Origin of the sequence: Imperialibacter roseus (genome assembly GCF_032999765.1) — a bacterium.
GTDB lineage: Bacteria > Bacteroidota > Bacteroidia > Cytophagales > Cyclobacteriaceae > Imperialibacter > Imperialibacter roseus.
The window spans coordinates 1,763,503-1,788,422 of record NZ_CP136051.1; the positions used below are offsets into that span (position 1 = coordinate 1,763,503).

A 24,920-nucleotide genomic window follows, 5' to 3' on the forward strand; every position below is an offset into this window, starting at 1 on the left:
GCGGGCTTTTTTTTTGCTTTAAAGGTTACCAGTTTGTTCGAACTTTAGTCAATCGGGCTCCGTCGGGCAGGCCCGACTTAGTTACCAACCTAAGTTTTGTATTTATGCAATACGTTTACATTTTGAGGTGTGCTGATGGAGATTTGTATACTGGATGCACGGCTAATGTAGAAGAGCGTCTGGCCCGGCACAATGCTGGTTATGTCCCCGCCACCAAATCCCGGCTGCCTGTTACACTTTTAACCTATATTGCCTTCGCTGAACAACACAAAGCTTTTGCGTTTGAAAAGTATCTTAAGACTGGATCAGGCAGAGCTTTTCTGAACAAGAGATTGATTTAGTTAATCGAATATTCCGCCCGCCATAGCTTTTTCAGCGACGGCGGGCTTTTTTTTTGCTTTAAAGGTTACCAGTTTGTTCGAACTTTAGTCAATCGGGCTCCGTCGGGCAGGCCCGACTTAGTTACGGATCAAGTGGAAAATCTGTGGAGTAAGCCTCTGAAATATCGCCGTCCCATTTGGCGAACGATTGACAATAAAGAAGCAAAGCTGGTTCAATGCGTCTCGCCCGGCCGGGCTTCTCCAGTCGGACAGGCTTGGACCTTTTGCTTTTTTATGCAAGCACAAAATACCCATGCCAAAAATCAATCCCCCGGAAATATTGCTTGATCTAAACAAAAAGCTGCTTCGCAAGGGATGATGAATCACCCTTTGCGAAGCAGCTACAACTTTGAGTTATTGTTGTTTAATTGTTGGTAACAACGGGCTCACCGGCATTCGCCCATTCACCCATGCCGCCTGAATAGTTCTTCACATTTTTGAAGCCGTTTTTAGCCAGGATTGAGTAACCAATCGAAGACCGGTCGCCCGACTGACAGTGGATAATTACCTGCTGGTCTTTTTTGATCTTGTCAAGGTTCTTCTCCAGCGTCCCGATGAACACATTGTCTGTTCCTTTAATATGTCCTGTTTTGTACTCAGCGGCTCCACGCAAATCCACTACCTGGGTGTGGTTTGTTTTCAGGATGTCTTTGAACTCATCGAGTGAGATCACACTCGCTTTTTCAAGTTTGTTGCCTAGTTCTTCCCAAACTTCAACACCAGGAACGTACCCGTAAATATTATCGAGGCCTATGCGCATTAGTTTACGGGTAAGGTCATCGTGAGTAGCTTCATCCGCAATAAGGATAAATGGCTCGTCGTATGAAACTATCCAGCCCATCCAGGTGGCAAAAGCATTGTTGCCTTGAATATTGATAGATCCCGGGATGAAGCCCTTGGCAAAATCAGTTTTCATTCGGGTGTCAATGACCTTAATGCCCTTGTCCATGGCTGCCTTGAAATCCTCTTTGGATAGTTTTTTCAGTGCTGGCACCTCAGTCATCAGCTTTCTGTCGACCTTGTTCAGCTTTTTCATCATCGCAAAGTACTTGGGGGGCTCCGGCTGATCTTCCAGCAAGTATTTCACAAATCCAGGCTCATCATTTTCATGCTGAAGCGCCCAGTTCCTTACTTTTTCATAGCCTACTGTGGTACTAGGAACGGCACCGAGGGCTTTGCCACATGCAGAACCTGCGCCATGGCCGGGCCACACCTGAATGTACTCCGCCAGTTGACGGAAACGCTCAACAGATTTGAACATCTGCTTTGCACCCACTTCCTTGGTTCCTTTGATACCGGCAGCTTCTTCAAGTAAATCGGGTCTTCCTACATCGCCAACAAATACAAAGTCGCCGGTGAACATCATTACGGGCTTATCACTGGCGGGGACATCGGTTAGCAGGAAGGTGATGCTCTCTGGTGTATGGCCTGGTGTATGCAATACTTCAAACTTCAGGTTGCCAACTTTGAAAATAGTACCATCATTTAACCCGACATGAGGGAATTCATACTGCCAGCCTTCTCCTCCTTCGTCGGAAAGATACATTTCGGCACCAGTAAGAGCGGCTAACTCTCTTGATCCCGAAAGGAAGTCGGCATGTATGTGCGTTTCTGCTATGTGGGTTATCTTCATCTTATTTTGCCGGGCGATCTCAATGTAGGTGTCAACGTCCCTCTTGGGGTCAATAACAATAGCTACACCTTCTTTCTGGCACCCAATGAAATAGCTGGCCTGGGCGAGTGATTTGTCGTATACGTGCTGGAAATACATGTTTATTTAGTTTTAATTTATTGTAAAGGTCGGACTGAAGCGTGTCTTTCTCAGTGATTCTTGTCACACAGGGCTTTTTTCTTAGCTTTTTTGCGCCGTTTAGAAATTGTAGTCAAACACCAGCGAAATGTGATGCATGTCTACTTTGTTGTGAAAATTAGCTGGTGTTTCTGGTAAGTCTTTTTCAAGAGCGCCTTTGTAGACATACATAAGGTCGGCTTGCAAGCCATAAAGAAATCCCCCGAAGTTGTATTTGGCCCTCATATTTAATTGATAAAAGCTGGGCATATTGTACTTATTCAATGCAGGAGAATCTAAAGCGGGCATGCTGAAAACTCCAGCCATACTTTGAAGAGAAAGCCTTTTGTTCTCATCCAAAAACTGCGTGTTTTTGACCGTCACAGCATGAACGTCTCCAGCGCCTTCCATCCTTTCCCGGTTCATAAATGTGAAAAAGGGTTCAATGCCCCATTCCCTAGGAAACAGAAAGCGCCCCGTTGCCGCAATTCGGGTATAGTTCAGGCTCCATCCCGTTTTGGTTGAAAGGTTGGTCCGGCCTATTTTCAAACCAAAGGCATGTGCCTGCTCACCCTCGCTGATGTACTGTTGTTCGATAGGCAGATCGGCCTGGTACATAGACTGCTGGAAAAGGTACTGTCCTCCAAGAGACCATTTCGAAGCGTTTGTCTCTTTTGTCCATTCTCCGTTAAGTAAACTGGTCGTGAATAGTTTTGGTATTGTATAGTTCCAGGCACTCACCTGCAAGTTTTTATTGGGTAGATAGGTAAAGCCTGCGATGGCTATTCCAGGCAAGCTGAGATGTCCGGCATACTCAGCCCTAGCGCCGTTAACAGCCCTGCCTACTGGGTAAACACCTATCGACTCATCGATACTGAGCCACCGCACGGTGCTTCGGGGTGAGGTGCGCCACAGCCATCCACCCTTCAGCTTAACCTTCTTCCACTCGTTTATATCGGCCCAAACACCCTCCTGAAGGTTGGGCATCATTCTGCCATCCTGAGGATTTATCATCGGCGTTTTTAACCCAAACTTGCCAATCTGAATGTAAGATTTGCTTTTTGCTGACAGAACGTATCGCAGATACAGGTTCTCCACCCTGCCAAGGTCACTGCGATTGTCGGGATTCAATACATCAAACAAGCCTACCTCGTAACGGTTATTGAACGGGGGCTGATTGCCCAAACTGCTGGATGCCAGGTTGTAGGTAAAGAAGCCACTTACGGCTACCTGGAAATTTTTAATCACCGGAGAATAGTAGCCCAAACCAACGCCAACACCCTGGGCATAGTAGTCAGGGAAGTCGTTGTGGTTGACAGTGGCCATCGAAAAGCTTCTTAGGTGGCCTTCAAAGGTTCCATAGGAGTGGAGCTTTGTGTTAAGAGTATCTGCTGCTGCCTTTTTCTCAAAACTGAGCTCCCCGGAAAGCCAGGCCGGATCGGTCTGTCGTGCATAGGCTGACGCTAACCCTAGCGTTGTCAGTAAAAATGTGGTAATCAAAAATATACGATGCATGATTGCTAGTTTGAGACCGCCTGACCTCGCCTTTTTTCTTCAATAGGTTTAAATGGACCATACTTATGCTGCTCCTCTTCAAAGCCGTCGGTGTATGGCCCAAAGGGGTGGTCGATGGGCTTTTTAGATATGTCGGGCCAGTCTTTGCTGAGATCTTTGGAAGGGCGGGGCAGGCTGTTCACATAGGCTGCAATGTGCCAGGCTTCCTCATCAGAGAGTTGTGGGCTATCGTAGGTAGCTCCAAAAGGCATATTAGCTTTTATATAGCCAGCAAATTTTGAAAGCCGATAAAGGCCTGCTCCCTGATTGTAACTGTGAGCACCCCAAAGTGGAGGGTAAACGTATTCTGTGCCATCGCCATTGGCCAGCCCGGCACCGTTTTCCATATGACAAACGACGCACTTTTGCTCATAAAGGAGCTTGCCAGCGGCTGGATTGGCGGGCTCATCGAGGTACGCAAGTGTCACCAAACCCGCACCCTCTGGCTTTTTGCCTTTTTCCACATCCTGTCCCAGCCACTTGATATAGGCAACAATGGCCTGCATCTCTTTGCTATCTTCTTTCAAAGGCCGTCCGTTGAGACTTCGCTCAAAGCAACCGTTGACCCTGCCGGCGATACTTGTTTCCCTACCTGACCGGGCCCTCACTTGAGGGTAGGTGCTGGCTACACCACCATAGTTATTGCCAAAAGGCTTGGTGCCTGCCTGAAGATGACAGTTTTGACAGTTTAAACCGTTACTGATTTGTGCCACTTTTCCTTTCGGGCCCAGGTAAAGAGAAGTATGAGCAATCAGCTCTTTGCCATAGCGAATCATCTCCCCCTTGCTTCCTGCCGGAAGGCTACTTTCAAGCGGTGCCTCCCAAAGCGTGCTTGACTTGGCACTAGCGGGTTGAATAGTCTTTTTGGCTGTGGACGGAGTGGCTGCCACTGCCGGCAACTTGGCGGGCTTGATCATCAGGGAGGCAATGAGGCCACCTGATGCCATCAGCAACAATAGCACGGCGACAATCAGTAAATTCAGTAAACTGATTATTTGTTTTGGGTTAAACGATGGCTGGTTCATGGAGTATAATTTACCATTAATGAGGTAGTTTGTCACGTAGTAGCCCATACACCCATGTGCCGGCTATTGCGCTAATAAGCGTAACTGTCACGACAGAAAAACCGCTGCCTATTTGGGCGTAAAGCGGACCAGGGCAGGCGCCGGTAATGGCCCAACCAAGACCAAATATCAACGCACCGATGACGTTGCCCCAGTGAAATTTCTTGTCGTGAAAAACTACTTTTTCTCCCTGTAGGGTATTGATCTTGAATTTTTTTATAGCCCAAACAGAGAGAATACCTACGACTACAGCAGTTCCTATCACGCCGTACATGTGAAAGGAGTGCAACCGGAACATTTCCTGAATTCTATACCAGGAGATGATTTCAGCCTTTACGAAGACAATACCAAATGCCAGACCGACAATAAGGTACTTGATATTGGATGTAAAGTGGTTGTCCTCTGAGATTTGGTCATTGGGTGCTTCGCATTCAATGGGATGCTCTATGGTTACGGTTTGCGTGTCTGAGATCTGAGTTGAGTTTTTCATGAGTTTTATTGGAATGAGAGTTTAAGCAATAAGTTGAAAGAGCCATGGAAAGACGAGGTGAACCATTGCAAAGCCACCAACCATGAAACAGCAAGTGGCTACCAACGATGGCCATTGCAGGTTAGACAGGCCCATGATGGCATGTCCGGATGTGCAGCCGCCACCATAGCGTGTGCCGAAGCCTACCATGAACCCGCCGATGACAAAGAAGAAGAGTCCTTTGAGTGTTAATAGGTTATCGATGGTGAAAATGGAGGCTGGCATCAAATTGTTGTCGACTGTGATGTTGAGGGACTTGAGATCGGCAACTGTGGCAGGAGCTACTTGGATCGGTTGAGGGTTGCTAAGCCAAACCGACGCCACCAAACCACCCAGCAGCACTCCGCCTACAAAAAAGAGGTTCCAGCTTTCTTTTTTCCAATTGTATTGAAAAAAGGGGATGCTGGCAGGAGCACAGGCTGCGCAAATGTGACGAAGAGAAGAAGACACGCCAAAATGCTTGTTCCCAAGCAGCAATAGTGTTGGTACGGTAAGGCCAATTAAAGCGCCCGCTACGTACCACGGCCACGGTTGAAGAATGATTTCAAATAAACTCATGGATAGAATATGTTTTAGATGATAGTTTTAGAAATGTGTGGGCGAGGAGAAAGCTTCTTGAGCCCCTGACGATATTGCTGTTCTATGGGGCAACCTCCCGGCTAGCTAACTGCCTGGTTTGGGTGCGTCTCGAATTAGAAAAGAAGTTCCTTTCCGAGGATGTAAAAGCCCATGATCAACACGAAGTATCCGAATACCGGCTTGAGCTTTTCATTAGGGATAAACTTGGTGAGATAACTACCCGCAAATATGCCCACGATAGCAAAAGCCGAGAAGATCAGCATGAATTTGTAGTCGATGATGAGTGCTCCGCTTAGGTCGCCAGTAAACCCGATCAGTGACTTCATTGCTATAATGAGGAGCGATGTCCCGACTGCTTTTTTCATCGGCAAACCAGCCATCAAAACCAGCGCCGGAATGATCAGGAAGCCGCCTCCGGCTCCTACGAGTCCCGTTATACCTCCCACCAACAGCCCTTCAGCAAGAATGATGAGGTAGTTATAATGCGTGTCTGATTGCTCCTCTTCCTTCTTCTTGGGCTTTCTGATCATTGAGATGGACGCCAACAGCATGAGGGTTGCGAATAACACCATCACAAATAGTGATTTTGTCAAGGTAAATGACCCAATCGTCATGATGGTGTCCGGAATGGCCGGTACCAGAAACTTGCGTACGCTGTAAACAGAAATGATGGCCGGCAGCCCAAAGATGAATGCGGTTTTTAAATCCACATTGCCTTTTTTGAAGTGACTGACTGATCCTACCAAACTTGTTAGTCCCACGACGAAGAGCGAGTAGGCTGTTGAAGCCACCGGATCCACACCAAAGAGATAAACAAGGATTGGCACTGTTAGAATGGAGCCTCCCCCGCCAATAAGCCCCAGTGATAGTCCCATGATGACTGAGGCCGAAAATCCAATTAATTCCATATACTCCTTGTTTTGAAATGATGTTTTTATGGTTGTTGAAGAGCCAAATGATCACCGCATCAATACCCACGGTTTTCTTGACAGTTGGCCGTTTTACACTGAGACAAAACTATCGGCGGCTAGGAGCGCCTTCAGTAACAAATGTCACATTGGAGCAGAGCGATGCTTTGGATAGCCAATTGTGGTACCGGGTTTTAGAGACTTACCAAATTCATTTTCAGCTGATTGCAGAAGCTCCGGATGCTGATTTTGAGGACAGAATATTGTTGAAAAAAACTGACAAAAATCAGTTTTATCTCCTCATGCGGTTCATAAAATAGACTTATCCAACATGACGGATTGTTGCTATATTGAGCGCTTAACAACAATCAATCTAAAAATGAAGCATCTCAGGCTACTCCTGCTGCTGTTAGTTTCGGCATCTATGTCGTACGGCCAAAACCTTGACAGCGTCTTTCAAACCTTAAAATTCCGAAATATTGGGCCTTTCCGTGGAGGTCGTTCAGTAACCGCCAGTGGCGTAGTTGGCGACCCGCTCACCTATTACATGGGTACCACTGGTGGAGGCGTTTGGAAAACCGACGATGCCGGTGCCTATTGGAAAAATATATCTGACGGTTTTTTTGAAATGGGTTCAGTAGGAGCTGTCTCTGTTTCGGAAAGTGACCCCAATGTGGTTTATGTCGGCATGGGTGAGCATGCGCCGAGAGGTGTGATGACGTCTTACGGCGACGGCATGTACAAGTCGACCGACGCAGGCAAGACCTGGAAGAAAATAGGGCTGGAAAAAACGCAGCACATTGCCAGGGTTGTCATTCATCCTAAGAACCCTGACATCGTTTACGTGGCAGCTCAAGGAGCCCTGCACGGGCCAACACAGGACAGGGGAATTTACAAAACCACGGACGGCGGAGTGACATGGACAAAGGTATTGTACGTGAATGACCTCACCGGTTGCTCCGAGCTTTCTATGGACATGAGCAATCCGCAGGTGCTGTACGCCACCATGTGGCACCACCAGCGCATGCCCTGGCAGGTGGTGAGCGGAGGCCCCGGTAGTGGCGTCTATAAATCAAGCGACGGTGGAGCTACCTGGGAGAAGATACACAAAGGCTTGCCAAAGGAAATGGGTAAAATGGCAATATCGGTGAGCAGAGCCAATCCCGAAAAAGTATTTCTGCTGATGGAAAGCGACTCTGATAAGGAGCTGGGAGGCTTGTTTGTGTCAGGAGATGCCGGCAAGAATTGGAACAAAGTAAGCGGCGACCACCGGTTGCTGCAAAGAGCGTGGTACTATATTGAAGTCTTTACCGACCCGCAGGATGAAAACACAGTGTATGTGCTAAGCGCTCAGGCCTTGCGTTCAATTGATGGTGGTAAAACCTGGGAAACGCTTTCTACTTCACATGGAGATCACCATGACTTGTGGATCAATCCGAATAACTCCAAAAACATGGTGTTGGCAGACGATGGAGGAGCTGCCATCACCTTCAACCGGGCAGAAAGCTGGACGACACTGGACAATATGCCAACGGCCCAGTTTTACCGAATCAACGTTGACAACGAGTTTCCTTACAATATTTACGCTGGCCAGCAGGACAACAGTTCCGTGAAAATCGCCAGCATGTCCTTAGGTTCTTACAGCATTGGCGAAAGAGATTGGACAAGATCGGCCGGCGGTGAAAGTGCCTTTCTGGCTTTTGACCCCGACGACCCACGCTACGTAATGGGAGGCAGCTACCTCGGCACCATTGAGATACTGGACATGAAATCCAAAGCGGGAACTGGAGTGATGGCCGCACCGATACAATATTTGAGTATGGCAGCCCGTGATATGAAATACCTTTATGACTGGAATGCGCCGATCATCTGGTCGAAACATGAGCCGGGCACGTTTTACCATGGTGCGCAATACCTGCTGAGAACGAGAGACAAAGGCGTTACCTGGGAAGAAGTTTCTCCTGATTTGACGAGGAATATTGACGAAAAGCAGGGTAAAGGCGGAGGCCCTTATACCGTTGAAGCTGTAGGTGCAGAGAACTACGGTGCGCTTAGTTACGTGATCGAATCACCGCACGAAAAAGGCGTGATCTGGACAGGCAGCAACGATGGTTTTGTGCATGTAACCAGAGACAATGGTGCCAGCTGGATCAACGTAACACCTAAGGGTTTGGCAGAATGTCTGATCAATGCAATTGAGGTATCTCCGCACGATAAGGCTACAGCTTATATCGCAACAACCAGATACAAGTTCAACGACTACACGCCTGCTATTTATAAAACCACGGACTATGGCAAAACCTGGATCAATATCAGCAAAGGCATTCCTTATGGTTCTTTCACAAGAGTAGTGCGGGAAGACGAGGCCAAAAAAGGTCTGCTCTATGCCGGTACCGAAAAGGGCCTCTATATATCGTGGAATGATGGAGCTTCCTGGCAGCCTTTCCAGCTCAATCTTCCTATCACGCCAATCATGGATTTGAAAGTGAAAGAGGGCGACCTCGTAGTGGCTACCTCCGGAAGATCTTTCTGGATATTGGATGACCTTGGTGTGCTTGGCCAGTATAGTGGTCTGACCAATTCGCTCAAGCTCTACAAACCCGACGATGCGGTGATTGGCAATTGGGGAAGCCCTTTGAACCGCACCTCGGCTGAATTTGATGGCACCAACTTGCTGGAAGGCGTGAATCCTGCTAATGGCGTCATTATCTACTACGAACTACCGAAGCTGGCCGATTCTGTCGCAGTAACGCTTGAAATAAGAGATGCTCAGGGCAACCTTGTGCGTACGCTTAGCTCCGAAAAGGATCCAAAGTTTCAGTCATACCCCGGTGGCCCTTCTCCAGAACCTACAATTTCAAAGTCTAAGGGGATCAACAGATTTGTGTGGGATATGCGCTATGCAACGATGATAGGCGCACCAAGTGCCTATGTAGAAGGAGGTTACAGAGGGCACAAGGCTTCGCCGGGCACTTACTCTATCACCTTGAAATACCCAGGCAAGGAGGCAAAAAGCGAGTGCAAAATCCTTCCCAACCCGCTCTATGAAACCACGCCTGCCACTTATGCTGAATACCACACGTTCATGACGGGCATGGAGAGCAGTTTGAATGAGATGCACAAGAAAGTCAATACAGTGCTTGACCTAAGAAGTCAGATCGAAGGCGTGCTAAAAGATTTGCCCGCAGGTGAATCATTTGTAGCTCTAAAGACGGACGGCGAGGCCCTGGTTGCCAAAATGAAAGCCTGGGATGAAGACATGGTGCAGCGCAAATCGAAGGCATACGACGATGTGGAGAACTTCCCTAACAAGTTCACTGCCAACTTCCTCTTCCTGGTCAATGCCACCGAGAGCGATATTCCGAGGGTTAATCAACCCAATAGAGACCAACTCAGGGTGCTGATGGAGGAATGGGCTCAACTGAAGGGGCGGGCCGATGAATTGATAAATACCGATGCTCCTGCCTTCAACAGGCGCCTATGGGAGGCGGGCATAGGAGCCGTGAGGGTTACCAAAGACTAAGCACGCATGAAGTATCAGGTGCCTGAACAAAAAGCTGATCGACGTTGATCAGCTTTTTGTTTTTTTTCTCCTTCCATTCCGAATTAAAAGCCATCTGAACCTCAATTCACCAGCTCAAATTTGTATTCAAAACTTGCATCGCTACCTGCAATAAATTTTTTAATCGCCAACCCATGTCATTATACTCATAGGTGAATTTTTGTACAGCAGAGATGCCGTTGGCATTGGTTAATTTTTGTGTTTGAGGATTATTCTGAAAAAATATCACAAATGGATGATGAAGGCTGCTCATGAAGAAGTGCTCGGAGTTTTTCTTTGTATCGAAATTTAGATAAGCAATAGTGGATGCGGGAACAAAGGCTGAGCCATTGTAGCCAGAACGCCGCTCCTCAATGAGGTTGTCGTGACTGTCGTATTTGTATTCAATTTGATAGTTCTTCTGAAGTGTGCCGGTTGTAGTATTTCTCGTCCACGTGATATCTTTTATTAGTCGGCCCAGTCCATCGTACGAATACTTGTGAGACTCGTAAAGATCATTGCCCAGATAGGCATTGGTTTCAGTAAGAATGTCGGAGGAGCTGTAGGAGTATTCATATGAAATGACGGTTTGGTCATCTGACTTCGCTGACCTTAGCAAATTGCGGCTATAGGAAAGCTTATGCGTAGATTCAAAGGTTCCGTCTTCCGGGTTTGTTAGTCCGGAGACAATGGTCGTTAGCCTCCCGCCGGCATCATACGTCAGGGTTCGGTAGCTTTTGCTGGAGCCAAAGGAATAGGTCAACTTTTGGGCACGGAGCGTTACCGGTGATGGTGCTGGCTCATATTCATAGCATGATTGTAGTGTCAAGGCTGCCACTACCAGCAACAGACTTGAAGTAAATTTCGAGCTTTTCATGGAGCATAAGACAGCCTTTGTGGCGCAAAGGTTGCAGTGTGAAATGAAAAGTTCAGGGCCTGCATGTACGACATTGGCACGCTGTATCAACAACAAATGCCAGCGAAAACAAAAAAGTGATTCGATTGGCAGAAGCAACTTCACGTCAATGAAAAATTTAAGCATTTGTTAGTCATCTTGATTTGGAGTGGGCGTAAAGAGTGGCTCGTGACTTGCAATTTCAAATCCGTGGCAATAGTATCTATTCCATGTTTCTTTCATTTTCCTCCAAACCAGAAGTCCTGAGCAAAAAGTAAGCAGCCCGGCCACATGTACAGCCCATGTTAGCCCTAAGAAAGAGGCAACAATGCCTGCCATTAAAGCTCCAGCGGCATAGCCCATGTCTCTCCAAAAACGGTAGACGCCTACAGAGGAAGCCCTCCATGAGGGGTGCGCTGCATCACTCACTGCTGCCAATAGGGCTGGATAAACCATTGCCGTGCCAATGCCCAGCAATACAGAACCCGCCAGGCCGGTAAAAAGTGGAAATGAGGCACCAAAGCCAATAACGACGTGACCAATAGCCTGAACCATCATGCCCCAAACGATCAATGGTTTTCTTCCAATCCTGTCAGCCAATGGGCCGGTGATCACCTGACCGAGGCCCCACACGACGGGGTAAACCGCCTTGATCCAGCCTATGCCCTCTATTCCCACACCCACTGATGCAAAGAGCAACGGAAACACACCCCATGACATGCCATCGTTTAAATTATTGATCAAGCCTGCTTGGGAAACTGAAAACAAGGTTTTATTGCGCCAGCTAGTTTCACCAAACACCCATAGCAGATTGGGCTTGTTCTCACTTTCGTCGGCATTGGTTTTTTTTAGTTGTGCAGCTTCCATTTGTGCATGGCCTCTGGTGTCCTTAATCAGAAACACAGAAATAATCAGACCAGCTGCTGTGTAAAAGATGCCTATGTAGAATGGTTCAGGTCGCAGACCATACGACGAAGCAATGTATCCCGTGAGCAGCGCTGTTATCCCTACGGCGCCATAGCCGGCGGCTTCGTTCAAGCCCATAGCCAGTCCTCTTCTTGCAGGTCCAACCAGATCGATCTTCATGTTGACCGTCATTGACCAGGCCAGGCCCTGGCTGATACCCAAAAGCACATTTGCTAAAATAATCCAGTTCCACGCTGGCCCCCAGCCCAATAGGAATGGGACAGGAATTCCTACCAACCAGCCAAGTATTAGCACTTTTTTTCTAGTGAGCTGGTCAGCCAGCACACCAGAAACGAGGTTTGTAATGGCCTTAACCACACCAAAAGCGATGATGAAAGAAAAAATAATCATCTCGGAGCCAATGCCAAATTCCTCAGTGCCGACGAGTGGGACCACCGTTCTCTCCAGGCCCACCATTCCACCCACGAATGCGTTGACCAAAACCAACAGCGTGAATTGTCTCCAGTTTTCTTTTAAGCCCAATTGCATCTAAGACATGTCAAGCAATTGCACAGCGATTGGCGTCGGCTTTCAATTCCGCAGGTTGGTGACCTTACATCCAACATAAAGAGCGGCTCGTGCCTGTCAAGCATCCTCCGGAGTGTTTGTACAGAAATTGTTTCTCCTTTCATTGTGGTCAGAATTCAGTGGGCGTTGGTTCAATAGGCAGGCCCATGGCTGCCCAGTCCGGGAATCCCTCTTCCATGCGGTTAGCGTTAAAGCCCTTGCCCCGGAGTAGCTCTACAGCCTCGTCGGCAAAAACACAAAGAGGTCCCCGGCAGTATGCAATAATTTCCTTGCTTTTTGATAGCTCGGTGATACGTTTGGCAAGCTGCTCCATGGGAATAGAAAGAGCCCTGTGAATATGGCCACGCTGATACTCCTGTTCAGGCCGGACATCGAGCAAAACAACATCGTCCGACGCTAGTTTCCCGAGAAGCTCTTCTGTACCAATTGGCTCCATAGAATGATACCCCCTGCGGTAGTCACGCATTAGCTTTTCGACTTCGGCATTACTGTGTATACCAAGCTCCCTGAGCGCTCTCCAGGCAGTAAACACCCTTTCATTCGTAAGGTGATAGTAGATAAAATTTCCTTTGCGGGTAATCTGAACCAGCCTGGCACCTTTCATTACCTGCAAGTGCTGGGAGGTATTGGCAATGGTCATTTCTGAATGCGAAGCGATGGCCTCAACTGTATATGGACCCTGTGCCAATAAGTCAAGTATTTCCATTCGGTGCGGATTAGCTAATGCTTTGGTGACTTTGGCCAGTTCACCATAAACATTGTTTTTAAACTTTCTCTTATCCATTTGGAGCTGTTTTGCCTCAGTAACGATGAAAGTGAAATCATAGTTCTACTATTCAATATAATTATTGAATAGATGAAACATATACCCATTGGATGTATAGCTAAGAGCAAGGCAAGTAATTAATAATCAGAAAGATAACTCAGGGTATAGTAGCGCCAATAATTTCAACTTTTTTAGAACACTCGCTTCAGCGCAGAAATGAGGCTGTGAATTTCAATATGTTACTTGGAGCCCAACTTAAAGAAATGGTAGATTCCGCACTTATTTCATGACAAACAAACTAAATTGACCTCTCTGTGCTTTACTGATATGGTGCGATATGAGTTCGCACAGTGCTCGTGACATTGTCAAAAATCACTCCTGGCATTTTCCCAATGAAAGACCAAAAATCAATTCATATCAAAAACATGGTTTGCAACCGCTGTATCATGGTGGTGGATCAAATCTTTCAGCAAGCAGGACTTGAAACTGCCTCCATCAGTCTTGGCGAGGTGAAACTGGCTGCTGACTCTGTCTCTGCCGACAAGCTTTCTGCACTCGACTCTCTATTACTAAAGCACGGCTTTGAGCGCATCGATGACCGCAAAAGCCAGCTGCTGGAGCAAATTAAGGCCGCAGTGATTGATGCCATACACCATCACGAAAATTTTGAAGTCAATATTAACTGGTCGCACTATCTTTCGGACAAGCTGAACTACGACTACAACTATCTGAGCAGTCTTTTTTCTTCTGTTACCGGAATTACTTTGGAACAATATATCATCAGGCAAAAAGTGGAAAAGGTCAAAGAGTTTCTGTTTTATGATGAGCTTTCAGTGAAAGAAATTGCCTACAAACTAGGCTACAGTAGCGTGGCCCACCTTTCCTCGCAGTTCAAGAAAATAACAGGGCTCACACCAACCGAATTCAAAGAATCCCGACAAACTGATATTAGAACTCCTCTCGACAATATCATATAATCATATAACCAAATCTGGTGATTATGTAACGCCCCCCATGGCTATTGTTCCCAACTTTGTACAAAGCAAAATAGCATGGAACAGTTTACCGAGATCAATATCAAAGGGATGGTGTGCAACAGGTGCATATTCACTATCAAAGAGCTGCTACAATCCCACGGCTATCCTGTAGAGCATGTTGCCCTTGGTAAGGTAATTTTTGCAAAACCCGTCGATAACACAGAAAAAGGCAGCGTAAAAGACCTGCTGAGCCTGCTGGGGTTTGCACTGATAACGGATAAAAACGAGCAATTACTTTCTCAAATAAAACAGTCTATCGAGGAGTGGCTCAGTAAGAATGGAGATGGAGCCAGAACCGCAAAGCTTTCATCTTATTTGTCGGGCCAACTTGGAAAAAACTATGATTCTTTAAGTGAGTTCTTTGTGACCCATGAAGGAAACACAATAGAGAGATATGCCATCGCCCTAAGAATTGAAAAGGTAAAAGAGTTGCTTGTTTATACTGACCTTGGTTTGTCGGAAATAGCTTTTAAAACCGGGTTCAGCAGTGCGCATCATCTTTCTTTTCAATTTAAGAAGACAACAGGTTTAAATACATCAGCTTATAAACCACTGCGGTCAGTCAAACTCAAGGCAAGGGAAGCTATGGAAACTATGTAATGCAATCCCAAAATGATGTAAAGCTGATTGTCGGCACCGAACGTACCTTTGCATAGAAAAAACTCAAAATAGAATGACAACATTAGAAGCAAACAAAGTGGATACAGATAATTTATCTGGCAAACTCACAAAAGAAAGTTTTCCCGTTACGGGAATGACTTGCGCTGCATGCGCAGTAAGCGTGGAGTCGATGCTCGCCAATACCAAAGGAGTAGTGGGGGCAGGCGTTAATTTCGCCACCCAAACTGCCTGGGCGCAATTCGACAACACTGTCGCATCAGTGGAAGATTTACGGCAGGCCGTGCAGTCGATTGGATACGACCTCATTGTGGATGTGGAAGACCCGTCGGAGGCGCAGGCACAACTGCAGCTGGAGCATTATAAGTCAATCAAAAAGAGATTGACCTGGTCGGCGATACTTACACTGCCAGTGGTGGTGATCGGCATGTTTTTTATGGACTGGGAAGCTGGCAAGTGGATATCCATGGCGCTTTCAGCTATCATCCTGTTTTACTTTGGCAAGAACTTCTTTGTCGTCGCCTGGAAGCAAGCCAAGCATGGCAAAGCGAATATGGACACTCTGGTGGCTCTCAGCACCGGTATCGCCTTCGTATTTAGCGTGTTTAATACTGTATTTCCGGAGTACTGGCACAGCAGAGGGATCCATGCCCATGTCTACTTCGAGGCGGCCGTGGTTATTATCACCTTCATTTCGCTGGGCAAGCTTCTGGAAGAAAAGGCAAAGTCAAACACCTCTTCTGCTATCAAAAAGCTGATGGGCCTTCAGCCCAAAACGGTAAAGGCCATTGTAGATGGTGAGGAAGTAGAAATTCCCATCTCTTCGGTGCAAGAAGGCTATATTTTGATTGTAAGACCCGGGGAGAAAATCCCGGTTGATGGCGAAGTGGCCGAGGGCAAATCGTATGTGGATGAAAGTATGATCACCGGCGAGCCTGTTGCAGTGGAAAAAACAGCCGGAGCCAAAGTTTTTGCAGGCACTGTCAATCAAAAAGGCAGCTTCCGAATGGTGGCGAAAAAGGTAGGCGGACAAACTGTGCTTGCCAGCATCATCAAAATGGTGCAGGAAGCCCAGGGCAGCAAAGCACCTGTTCAAAAGCTGGTGGATAAAATTGCCGGCATATTTGTGCCAGTAGTGCTGGGAATTTCTATCCTTACCTTTATTGTGTGGATGATTTTTGGTGGCGACAACGCCTTTACCATGGCGCTGCTTGCTTCTATCACTGTGCTGGTTATTGCCTGCCCCTGTGCGCTTGGGCTGGCCACCCCAACAGCCATTATGGTGGGCGTTGGCAAAGGTGCTGAGAACAATATCCTCATCAAAGATGCGGAGAGCCTGGAGCTGGGGCACAAGGTGAATGCCATCATTCTTGACAAAACCGGTACGATCACGGAAGGCAAGCCAGCTGTGACTGAGGCGATATGGCTGAGCGATGAAAATCTGGATAACCACAAAGGGATATTGCTTAGCATGGAATCCCAAAGTGAGCACCCGCTGGCAGAGGCAGTTGTCAATCAGCTGAAGGAAGAAAAAGTAGCGGAGGGATCGATCACAGGATTTGACAGCCTGACAGGTCGGGGAGTGACAGCAACAAGTGGAGAGGAAGTTTACTACGTGGGCAACCGAAAACTAGTGCTTGAAAAAAACATTATCATTGACGACAGCCTGTCGATAGAAGCTTCTAAATGGCAAAATAAGGCGAACACAGTGGTCTATTTCACAGATAGCAAGCGAGTGATTGCTGTATTGGCTATTGCCGATAAGATCAAGGCAACTTCTAAGGAAGCGATCCAGACGCTGCAAGGGCGTGGCATTGAAGTATATATGCTGACAGGCGACAATAACGAGACGGCGGCGGCGGTGTCGAAGCAGGTAGGGTTGAAACATTTTAAGGCTGAAGTATTGCCTTCCGAAAAAGCGGAGTTTGTCAAGGCCCTGCAGGCTGAAGGAAAAGTAGTCGGCATGGTAGGGGACGGCATCAACGACTCGCATGCGCTGGCGCAGGCCGATGTCAGCATCGCCATGGGGAAAGGTTCCGACATAGCGATGGACGTTGCCAAGATGACCCTCATCACCAGTGACCTTAACGTAATTCCCAAAGCGCTGATGCTGTCGAAAAAGACCGTCATGGGCATACGTCAGAACTTGTTCTGGGCATTTATCTACAACCTGATAGGCATTCCGTTGGCTGCCGGAGTTTTGTACCCCATCAATGGTTTCCTTTTGGATCCAATGATCGCAGGTGCAGCCATGGCCTTTAGTTCAGTATCAGTTGTCGCCAACAGTTTAAGGCTGAAGGTGGCTAAGATTTAATAAGTCAAAAACCCAAAAATTGCAACCCTTTCAAGTTGCCGGCATCAAATGATGCCGGGCTTGGAAGAGTCTGCTCCAACAAACATTTTTTATCATGGAAAACAGCGTCAAAATCCACAAAGTTATTCGTGAGACCAGGGATGCCATCACTTTACAATTTGAAAACCATCCTTCGTTACGCAATTATTCACCAGGTCAGTTCATTAACATTTATGGTGAAGTAGACAATGAAACGATCAGCAGGTCATACTCTTTTTCTTCATCACCCCTGGCTGGTGAACGGCCCTCAGTAACCATCAAAAAGATGGCCGGTGGACGCCTGAGCAGGCAGCTGGTTGAAACGGTGGGGCAAGGTGATTCGCTCACCGTAAGTGAGCCAGCAGGCAGGTTTGGGCTGAGAAATGAAGGTAGTCCTGTCAAGCACATGATCTTCATCGCAGGAGGAAGCGGAATTACCCCCCTTTTTTCCATGATCAAGACGATTCTTAATTCCAAATCTCAGCAGCAAGCGCCGCCGCTGGTCACCCTGCTTTATTCTAACAAGGAGCCTGATACTGTCATTTTTGGAGATCGGCTTGATGAGCTCGAGGCGCAAAACCCCGGCAGGTTCAGCGTGATTCATTTTTTGCAAAAGTGGGAAGCCAATCGCCAGATGGACAATGTGCATCATGGCTATATTAATAAAGCCAGGCTGGCTGCCTTTTTAGACAGCGGATATAGTGACGCAACTGAAATCTATCTATGTGGCCCTGAGGCGATGATGCAAGCCATATTGAAGGACCTTGAAGCGCTGAATTTTGACCTGAGTAAAGTGTACAGTGAGTCGTATCAGCCCACAGTTGCTTTGAGCCAATTTGAAGCAGAATCAAATGTGAGAAGGTCTGAGGTTACTTTTTTGAAGGGGGCTGAATCGTTTTCTCTGGAGCTATCAAGCGATGAGTTCATTCTGCAAACAGGGCTCAATAAAGGCCTGCAGCTTCCACATTCATGCAAGGAGGCCATGTGCGGAGCGTGCAAAGTGAAGCTGCTCTCAGGCAAAGTCAATATGGTTGAAAACTATGCCCTTACAGACAGTCAACTCAAGGAGGGATATGTGCTTCTTTGCTCCGGAAAACCAGGCTCAGAGGCTATCACGCTTTCCTACACCTGAATTATGAAATACAAGCCGGGAATTGTGTAACGATCCCGAATCACAAACAAGCTAATTTTACAATACAATTTAAATTCAAAATAAAATGGAAACATTAAAGTTCAAATCAAACATCAAGTGTACTGGGTGTATCGAAAAAGTGACCCCTTTCCTTAATGAAGCAGCCGGCGCTGAAAAATGGGAAGTTGATCTCAAGAATCCTGAGAAAATTCTTACGGTTCATGCTGAAGGAGTTACGTCTGAGCAGATTAGCCAGGCAATGCAAAAAGCAGGCTACGTAGCAGAAGTAATCAGCTAATCACGGTGAAAGCGATGCTATTCTTGCTGGGGGCTGCCCTTTCTGTGGGCAGCCTTTCAGCTCAAAGCGGATCAATGAACCAGATGCTTAATGACTATCTGGTGGTGAAGGAAGCCCTTGTAAAAGGTGACGTTAAGCAAGCGTCGACTGGCGCTGGTCAGCTAGTGGCAACAATTACGACAGTCGACTTAGCGACGCTGAGTGAGACCGATAAGAAAGCGTTTTCAGCAGTGAGCGCTGAGCTACTAAAGCAGGCACAGGTCATTGCAGGTGCAAAGGAGGTTGAAAAGCAAAGAGCTGGCCTTGCTGCACTTTCGCAGCAACTGTGGCCATTGGTCAAAGGATCTGACGCAATAGGCAGAACGGTTTTCTATGACTACTGTCCCATGAAACAGAGCTATTGGCTAAGCGCAGAGGTGGCTATTCGAAATCCATTTTATGGAAGTCAGATGCTTGGTTGTGGCAAAGTGGACGACAAGATCAATGAATAGACTGATGAAGAAACTGCTGTTATTTTTAGCATGTTTGCCAGGGTTTGGGTCGGCATTTACGCAACAGCTGGTGAGGTATGACCTGACCGTCACCGATACGGTGGTAAATTACACCGGCAAGGCAAAAATGGCCATAGCCATCAACGGTCAGCTACCAGCACCGACACTGCATTTTATCGAAGGCGATACAGCTGAAATTCATGTGCATAACAAAATGCACCATGAAACATCCATCCACTGGCATGGCTTGATACTGCCAAACGAGCAAGACGGGGTTCCATACCTCACCACCACGCCGGTCAAGGGCATGAGTACCCATATTTTTCGCTTCCCCATCGTTCAGAGCGGCACTTATTGGTATCATTCGCACACCATGCTGCAGGAGCAACTCGGCATGTATGGGGCTTTCATTATCAGCAAAAGGGAGACTGACCCGATGCAGGAATATACCATGCTGCTCAGCGACTGGAGCAATGAAAACCCCAATCAGATTGAGAGATCCCTGCACAATGCGACCGATTGGTATGCCATAAAAAAGGGAGCCGCCCAGAGTTATTGGGAGGCTGGCAAAGCCCATCACCTGGGCACGAAATTCGGCAACGAATTCAAGCGGATGATGGCCATGGACGTAAGCGACGTGTATTATGAAAGAGTGTTGCTTAATGGGCTTCCAGCCCAGGCGGCCGCTTTTGCCGCAGGTGAACAGGTGAGGCTCAGGATTATCAACGGCAGCGCTTCTACCTACTTCTGGCTGAAATTTTCCGGCGGCAAGATGTCGGTAGTTGCCAACGACGGGGCCGACGTGGTGCCGGTGGAGGTAGACCGATTGATTGTGGGCGTATCAGAAACCTACGACGTAGTCGTCACAATACCTGGTGCTGGAAAATATGAATTCCTTGCCACCTCGGAAGACCGCACCCAAAGCGCCTCTCTTTGGCTGGGTGAGGACAAGGAGGTTCCTGCGGGGGCAATGCCACGGCTCAAGTACTTTGAAGGAATGAAAATGATGAATGACATGATGACCGTAGGTGGCAAAATGGAAGACATGGGCATGAACATGAGTTTGCAGCAAATGGACATGAATACTGTGATGTACCCCGAGATTGTGGACAGCAGCGAGCCTACCGTTACCCTCAACTACAGCATGTTGAAGTCACCTGTGGAAACTACTTTGCCCGATGTGCCCACCCGTGAGCTAAAATTTGAGCTTACTGGCAACATGAATAGGTATGTGTGGTCAATTGATAACAAGACTGTTTCCGAAACAGACAAAATCCTGATCCGGAAAGGTGAAAATGTGCGCATTGTGATCTACAATAATTCAATGATGCGGCATCCAATGCACCTGCATGGCCATTTTTTCAGAACCCTGAACGGGCAAGGCACCTACTCGCCGATGAAAACGGTGTTGGATATTTTGCCTATGGAAACCGACACCATCGAGTTCCATGCGTCTGAAGAGTACGGTGACTGGTACTTTCATTGCCATATTCTTTACCATATGATGTCGGGCATGGGCAGGATATTTTCCTACGAAGGCAGTCCGGCAAATCCTGAGCTAGGCAACCCTAAGAAGGCCCTTCGAAAGGTGTATCATGATGATCGGCGCTTCTATTCCGGCGCAGAAATTAGCCTTGAAAGCAGTGGGAGCGATGGAGAGGTTTGGGTGGCCAATACCCGCTGGTCGCTACAAACGGAGTGGCGGCTTGGGTTCAATCAAACCACAGGGCAAGAATCTGAGAGTCATATTGGGAGGTATATTGGCAGAAACCAATTCTTTATGCCCTATGCCGGTTGGGATGTCCGCAGCAGATCGGTGGAGGGCGATGAGAAAAATATTTTTGGAATTCGCAACACAAAGGATAACAGAAGCGTAATATGCTTTGGCCTGGAATACACGCTGCCCTGGTTTGTAAAAACAGACCTTAGGGTCGACCACACAGGGAATGTTCGCATCCAGTTCGCTCGTGAGGACATACCGGTTTCTTCCCGAGTCAGGCTTTGGGGCGTATGGAACACTGACATGGAATATAGCGTTGGGGCCAAGTATATTATTACCAAGTACTGGTCACTTTCCACACACTACGACAGCGATATGAAGTGGGGTGGTGGATTGTCGCTGACCTACTAAGTACGGGCTTTCCAGTAATTGTATTAACCAACACGTACGAATTTAAAAAACCATCATTTGAAGATGATGGCAGGGAGAGGAGTGCTTTTTTCCGGCGATTCGGCTGGCCGTGAGCTCGTTATCCTTTGGTAGTTGATTTTTTCCTTAGTCGGATTTGCAGGATAATTATACGCTTTTTTCAACAACACATTATTTAAAGGTAAAACTCAAAATTCAATGAAAACTCATTTTTTCAAATCATTTTTTTATGCTGTTGCCATTGGTGCAACGCTGTTTGGCTGTTCCAAAGACGACGATCAGGAACCAGGTCCGGTAGCCGTGTCAGTCGAATTTTTAAACACTACCCACAATATTGCTGAGGTAGGCGATTCCGTGCAGGTGGTAGTGGCTTTAAGCGCTGATGCGCCAACCGACGGCACTGTTTTTGTCAAATTATTTGGCGATGCGGTGTATGGTGAGGACTTCGTTACTAAGCCAGCGGCAGTGAACGGCGTGGTGAGAATGGACTTTCAGGAGGTAATGCGCACAAACATTTTTACAGTGCACAGGCTGAAAAACGACAACAAAAGGGACGAGTCGACAATTACTCTCACTGTAGCCAACGTATCGCAAGGCTATTTGATTGGTAGTAAGGCAACGTCAAATGTAAAGCTTTTGGAATTGCCCGAAGAGCCAGCGGGAGCGAGAATCAATTTCGAGGATGTATTCCTTCACCTTTCAGAATACGAAGTGAATGGGTACGCTGTTAATCTCAAGCTGACCAATCCTTTGACTGAAAAGGAAACGGTAACGCTTGTGATTGACGCACCCAACGGTCGCAATTATGGGACTCATTTCACTACTGCACCAGCAGCTGTTCAAAATATGATTGAGATAGAGGTTTTGCCCGGTGCAAGCGCTGTTCAGTTCATCATCTTTCCAGCCGATGATGCGTTGGTGCTAGGTACCTATGAGATGACCTTCAGCATTGATGCCACTACGGGCAGGCTTGAAAAAGGAGAGATTTTGCAGTTGGCTGTGCGAATAGAAGAAAATGATGAAGAACAAGCAGTTGAGGTGCACAGCATTGCTGAGCTTAGGGACTACTTCGATGAGTTTGATGGCGAATTTTGGATGTCGACTGACTATTTAATCGAGGGAGTGATCACGTCGGCAGACAACGTCATCGATGACAAAACAGCCTATATTCAGGATGAAACAGGTGGCATTATGTTGCGTTTCACCGGTAGGAACTTCCTGAAAACGGGCGATAGAGTTCGCATCAATCTTGTGAACGGATCTGGTAATAATTTCAATGGACAAAAGGGCATTGCCAATGTACATGATATGCTTGGCGTGGTGCTTCAGCACAACCAGACAGTAGCGCCCGAAGTAATTACTTTTGACCAACTCTATTCAGGAAACTATGAAGGAAAGAGGGTGACTATTACTGGTGTTAAGTTTAGAGATGCCGACGGGGCCAAGGCCTTTAATGGTACTTGGGCCATTGTTTCTGAGGCATCCGGTGCGTATGTTAATACCTATCCGAGGGCATCTTTCAGTCATTTTAAGCTACCGGAAGGAACTGTAACTGTAACCGGTATAGTCGGGGACTGGGGCCGGATTTTACCGCAAGATCTCCAGGATATTCTTAGGTAACTTTCGAAAACCACTCTCAAAATAGGGTGGTTTTTTTCTGGAATTCGATAATTAAACTCAAAACGCATGAAAGCAGCTGTACTCAATCAGGCGTCATATCAGCTGGAGGTGGCCGAAATGGAAACCCCCGCACCCGCCAAAGGCGAAGTGCTGGTTAAACTAAAAACGGCATCAATCAATCATCATGAACTTTGGTCGATGCGGGAGCAGAGCATCGTTAGCCAGTCCCCAGTCATTATGGGATCGGATGGAGCTGGGGAAATAACGGAAGTCGGGCCTGGTGTGGCGAGCACATGGATAGGTAAAGCGGTAATGATCAATCCCTCGTTGAACTGGGGGAGTAATCCACGAGTGCAGGGGCCCGATTATCAAATTCTCGGTTTCCCCCGAAACGGAACATTCGCCGAGTATATCAGTATACCCGTTGAGTACGTTTATGAAAAACCTTCGCATCTGGACTTCGACGAGGCGTCAGCCATACCGCTGGCAGGGCTTACTGCTTACCGGGCCCTTTTTATTAGAGGGGAACTCGAAACAGGAAGCAACGTGTTGGTCACGGGAGTAGGTGGCGGAGCCGCTCTGTTTGCCTTGCAATTCGCCATTGCAGCTGGTGCCAACGCCTATGTTACCTCAGGCAGCGAGGAGAAAATTCAAATGGCCGTCAGTCTTGGGGCCAAAGCTGGTGTCAACTACAAGGAACCTGGATGGGACAAAAAGCTGCTGGCATTGGTCGGAGGATTTGATATTATCATCGATAGTGCGGCCGGAACAGGCTTTGCAGCCCTTACAGAGATAGCCAATCCAGGTGCCAGAATAGTCCTTTTTGGAAGAACAGCGGGGAAAATCACCCAGTTGAATCCAAGCACCATTTTTTGGAAGCAGCTATCTATTCATGGATCGTCTATGGGAAATGATGAGGAGTTCCGGGCAATGATAGATTTCTTTGGCGTCTATAAGCTACACCCAGTAGTTGACAGCCTATTTGGCCTCGAAGACATTAATAAGGCTTTCGAAAGAATGGAGTTAGGCCAACAATTGGGGAAAATGATCATAACTTTGTGATCAATGACCTACCAGGGAGATAGTTTTTTGTACAATATGCCTGGTACAACTACTTCTGCGTCACGCTTTGACGCCGACTGGGCATGTTGGCCGGTAAAGTCATATTTCGGAACGGTTTGAATGAGCCGTTCATTGCACTGCAAAGTTTATTCTTACCTACTGGAAAACTTTTTTTAGCTTGTGTGCGTTTTTACGACGCATGCAACCGTTCCGAAAAATATTTGCAATACTCTTTTCCTGCATTGTGCTCTTGAGCTCAATGAGTTTCACCATCAACACGCATTTATGTGGAGGAAGGGTTGAAAGTGTAGCTTTTTTTGTTGACGCTTCGGCTTGCTCAATGAATGAAAACCCGGGGTGTGCTTCCGACAATCACAACCCTGGCGGAAACCTGAAAAGGAGCGATTGCTGCTCTGATTTCAGCCAGCTAGTAGAGGCTCAAACGGATATGAAAAGTACCATGTCTGTTGATATTCCTGCCTCCAGCTATGCCACACAGGTAGTTTTTACCTCACTTTTTTTGGCGGCGGAAAGAAGCAGTCAGCGTTGCAGCAATGAATACGTTCCCCCATTGATAGATCGAGATATTCAAGTGCTCGTTCAGTCATTTCTTATTTAGGCCCCTGATCAATTTGGGAGTTTCAAGGTAGCGCCAAAATACTCTCGGGTATTCGTGCTCCCC

Annotated in this window: 21 protein-coding genes; 12 read left to right on the forward strand and 9 right to left on the reverse strand. The window is 47.2% G+C overall.

Translation table 11 applies throughout. The features are described 5' to 3' along the window. The first annotated feature begins 104 nt into the window (after positions 1-104). Entirely contained in the window at positions 105-341 is a 237-nt protein-coding gene (locus tag RT717_RS28490) for a GIY-YIG nuclease family protein (RefSeq protein WP_151999342.1), read from the forward strand. 403 nt (positions 342-744) lie between these two features. Here the strand turns inward: RT717_RS28490 and RT717_RS07625 are convergent, their stop codons facing one another. The 6 genes from RT717_RS07625 to RT717_RS07650 form a co-directional block, all read right to left on the reverse strand. After that, entirely contained in the window at positions 745-2,151 is a 1,407-nt protein-coding gene (locus RT717_RS07625) for an MBL fold metallo-hydrolase (protein ID WP_317491140.1), read from the reverse strand. 99 nt (positions 2,152-2,250) lie between these two features. Further along, a complete protein-coding gene (locus RT717_RS07630) occupies positions 2,251-3,684 on the reverse strand; it encodes an OprD family outer membrane porin (protein ID WP_317491141.1) in 1,434 nt (477 codons plus the stop codon). A gap of 5 nt (positions 3,685-3,689) precedes the next feature. Beyond that, positions 3,690-4,748 carry a c-type cytochrome gene (locus RT717_RS07635; protein WP_317491142.1) on the reverse strand — a complete coding sequence of 353 codons (1,059 nt, stop codon included), beginning with the start codon at positions 4,746-4,748 and terminating at the stop codon, positions 3,690-3,692. Between the two features lie 16 nt (positions 4,749-4,764). After that, complete coding sequence (locus tag RT717_RS07640) at positions 4,765-5,277, reverse strand: DUF6691 family protein (RefSeq protein WP_317491143.1); 513 nt, start codon at positions 5,275-5,277, stop codon at positions 4,765-4,767. Positions 5,278-5,298: 21 nt separating this feature from the next. Continuing rightward, positions 5,299-5,874, reverse strand: a complete 576-nt coding sequence (locus RT717_RS07645; RefSeq protein ID WP_317491144.1) for a YeeE/YedE family protein — start codon at positions 5,872-5,874, stop codon at positions 5,299-5,301. Positions 5,875-6,008: 134 nt separating this feature from the next. Then, on the reverse strand, positions 6,009-6,803 hold the full coding sequence (locus RT717_RS07650) for a sulfite exporter TauE/SafE family protein (RefSeq protein ID WP_317491145.1): 795 nt from the start codon (positions 6,801-6,803) through the stop codon (positions 6,009-6,011). 379 nt (positions 6,804-7,182) lie between these two features. Here RT717_RS07650 and RT717_RS07655 point away from each other — a divergent pair, with 379 nt between their 5' ends. Continuing rightward, entirely contained in the window at positions 7,183-10,326 is a 3,144-nt protein-coding gene (locus RT717_RS07655; RefSeq protein WP_317491146.1) for a VPS10 domain-containing protein, read from the forward strand. Positions 10,327-10,432: 106 nt separating this feature from the next. On the opposite strand, the gene RT717_RS07660 is transcribed toward RT717_RS07655, so the two are convergent. From RT717_RS07660 to RT717_RS07670, 3 genes are all read right to left on the reverse strand, one after another. After that, positions 10,433-11,221, reverse strand: coding sequence for a hypothetical protein (locus RT717_RS07660; RefSeq protein WP_317491147.1), 789 nt, complete (start codon positions 11,219-11,221; stop codon positions 10,433-10,435). Positions 11,222-11,389: 168 nt separating this feature from the next. Beyond that, positions 11,390-12,694 carry an MFS transporter gene (locus RT717_RS07665; RefSeq protein WP_317491148.1) on the reverse strand — a complete coding sequence of 435 codons (1,305 nt, stop codon included), beginning with the start codon at positions 12,692-12,694 and terminating at the stop codon, positions 11,390-11,392. A 148-nt stretch (positions 12,695-12,842) separates the two neighbouring features. Further along, positions 12,843-13,517, reverse strand: a complete 675-nt coding sequence (locus RT717_RS07670; protein WP_317491149.1) for an ArsR/SmtB family transcription factor — start codon at positions 13,515-13,517, stop codon at positions 12,843-12,845. A 374-nt stretch (positions 13,518-13,891) separates the two neighbouring features. Between RT717_RS07670 and RT717_RS07675 the strand changes: the two genes are divergently transcribed. The 10 genes from RT717_RS07675 to RT717_RS07720 all read left to right on the forward strand — a co-directional run bounded on the left by RT717_RS07675 (position 13,892) and on the right by RT717_RS07720 (position 24,857). After that, entirely contained in the window at positions 13,892-14,476 is a 585-nt protein-coding gene (locus RT717_RS07675; protein WP_317491150.1) for an AraC family transcriptional regulator, read from the forward strand. A gap of 75 nt (positions 14,477-14,551) precedes the next feature. Next, positions 14,552-15,136 (forward strand): helix-turn-helix domain-containing protein, encoded by a 585-nt coding sequence (locus RT717_RS07680; RefSeq protein WP_317491151.1) that lies wholly within the window; start codon positions 14,552-14,554, stop codon positions 15,134-15,136. 73 nt (positions 15,137-15,209) lie between these two features. After that, entirely contained in the window at positions 15,210-17,468 is a 2,259-nt protein-coding gene (locus tag RT717_RS07685; RefSeq protein ID WP_317491152.1) for a heavy metal translocating P-type ATPase, read from the forward strand. A gap of 94 nt (positions 17,469-17,562) precedes the next feature. After that, positions 17,563-18,618 (forward strand): flavin reductase family protein, encoded by a 1,056-nt coding sequence (locus RT717_RS07690; protein WP_317491153.1) that lies wholly within the window; start codon positions 17,563-17,565, stop codon positions 18,616-18,618. Positions 18,619-18,703: 85 nt separating this feature from the next. Next, complete coding sequence (locus tag RT717_RS07695; protein ID WP_317491154.1) at positions 18,704-18,916, forward strand: heavy-metal-associated domain-containing protein; 213 nt, start codon at positions 18,704-18,706, stop codon at positions 18,914-18,916. Positions 18,917-18,930: 14 nt separating this feature from the next. Continuing rightward, positions 18,931-19,407 (forward strand): DUF3347 domain-containing protein, encoded by a 477-nt coding sequence (locus RT717_RS07700; protein ID WP_317491155.1) that lies wholly within the window; start codon positions 18,931-18,933, stop codon positions 19,405-19,407. Between the two features lie 4 nt (positions 19,408-19,411). After that, a complete protein-coding gene (locus RT717_RS07705; protein WP_317491156.1) occupies positions 19,412-21,538 on the forward strand; it encodes a multicopper oxidase domain-containing protein in 2,127 nt (708 codons plus the stop codon). A 216-nt stretch (positions 21,539-21,754) separates the two neighbouring features. Next, positions 21,755-23,176 (forward strand): DUF5689 domain-containing protein, encoded by a 1,422-nt coding sequence (locus RT717_RS07710; RefSeq protein WP_317491157.1) that lies wholly within the window; start codon positions 21,755-21,757, stop codon positions 23,174-23,176. A 66-nt stretch (positions 23,177-23,242) separates the two neighbouring features. Then, entirely contained in the window at positions 23,243-24,238 is a 996-nt protein-coding gene (locus tag RT717_RS07715) for a zinc-binding dehydrogenase (protein WP_317491158.1), read from the forward strand. Positions 24,239-24,437: 199 nt separating this feature from the next. Next, positions 24,438-24,857 carry an HYC_CC_PP family protein gene (locus RT717_RS07720; protein ID WP_449555773.1) on the forward strand — a complete coding sequence of 140 codons (420 nt, stop codon included), beginning with the start codon at positions 24,438-24,440 and terminating at the stop codon, positions 24,855-24,857. Positions 24,858-24,920 lie beyond the last annotated feature (63 nt).

Bases quoted from the DNA above. Each gene is read 5' to 3' on its own strand.
- RT717_RS28490 (WP_151999342.1), top strand. From the start codon at position 105: ATGCAATACGTTTACATTTTGAGGTGTGCTGATGGAGATTTGTATACT.
- RT717_RS07625 (WP_317491140.1), bottom strand. From the start codon at position 2,151: ATGTATTTCCAGCACGTATACGACAAATCACTCGCCCAGGCCAGCTAT.
- RT717_RS07630 (WP_317491141.1), bottom strand. From the start codon at position 3,684: ATGCATCGTATATTTTTGATTACCACATTTTTACTGACAACGCTAGGG.
- RT717_RS07635 (WP_317491142.1), bottom strand. From the start codon at position 4,748: ATGAACCAGCCATCGTTTAACCCAAAACAAATAATCAGTTTACTGAAT.
- RT717_RS07640 (WP_317491143.1), bottom strand. From the start codon at position 5,277: ATGAAAAACTCAACTCAGATCTCAGACACGCAAACCGTAACCATAGAG.
- RT717_RS07645 (WP_317491144.1), bottom strand. From the start codon at position 5,874: ATGAGTTTATTTGAAATCATTCTTCAACCGTGGCCGTGGTACGTAGCG.
- RT717_RS07650 (WP_317491145.1), bottom strand. From the start codon at position 6,803: ATGGAATTAATTGGATTTTCGGCCTCAGTCATCATGGGACTATCACTG.
- RT717_RS07655 (WP_317491146.1), top strand. From the start codon at position 7,183: ATGAAGCATCTCAGGCTACTCCTGCTGCTGTTAGTTTCGGCATCTATG.
- RT717_RS07660 (WP_317491147.1), bottom strand. From the start codon at position 11,221: ATGAAAAGCTCGAAATTTACTTCAAGTCTGTTGCTGGTAGTGGCAGCC.
- RT717_RS07665 (WP_317491148.1), bottom strand. From the start codon at position 12,694: ATGCAATTGGGCTTAAAAGAAAACTGGAGACAATTCACGCTGTTGGTT.
- RT717_RS07670 (WP_317491149.1), bottom strand. From the start codon at position 13,517: ATGGATAAGAGAAAGTTTAAAAACAATGTTTATGGTGAACTGGCCAAA.
- RT717_RS07675 (WP_317491150.1), top strand. From the start codon at position 13,892: ATGAAAGACCAAAAATCAATTCATATCAAAAACATGGTTTGCAACCGC.
- RT717_RS07680 (WP_317491151.1), top strand. From the start codon at position 14,552: ATGGAACAGTTTACCGAGATCAATATCAAAGGGATGGTGTGCAACAGG.
- RT717_RS07685 (WP_317491152.1), top strand. From the start codon at position 15,210: ATGACAACATTAGAAGCAAACAAAGTGGATACAGATAATTTATCTGGC.
- RT717_RS07690 (WP_317491153.1), top strand. From the start codon at position 17,563: ATGGAAAACAGCGTCAAAATCCACAAAGTTATTCGTGAGACCAGGGAT.
- RT717_RS07695 (WP_317491154.1), top strand. From the start codon at position 18,704: ATGGAAACATTAAAGTTCAAATCAAACATCAAGTGTACTGGGTGTATC.
- RT717_RS07700 (WP_317491155.1), top strand. From the start codon at position 18,931: ATGCTATTCTTGCTGGGGGCTGCCCTTTCTGTGGGCAGCCTTTCAGCT.
- RT717_RS07705 (WP_317491156.1), top strand. From the start codon at position 19,412: ATGAAGAAACTGCTGTTATTTTTAGCATGTTTGCCAGGGTTTGGGTCG.
- RT717_RS07710 (WP_317491157.1), top strand. From the start codon at position 21,755: ATGAAAACTCATTTTTTCAAATCATTTTTTTATGCTGTTGCCATTGGT.
- RT717_RS07715 (WP_317491158.1), top strand. From the start codon at position 23,243: ATGAAAGCAGCTGTACTCAATCAGGCGTCATATCAGCTGGAGGTGGCC.
- RT717_RS07720 (WP_449555773.1), top strand. From the start codon at position 24,438: ATGCAACCGTTCCGAAAAATATTTGCAATACTCTTTTCCTGCATTGTG.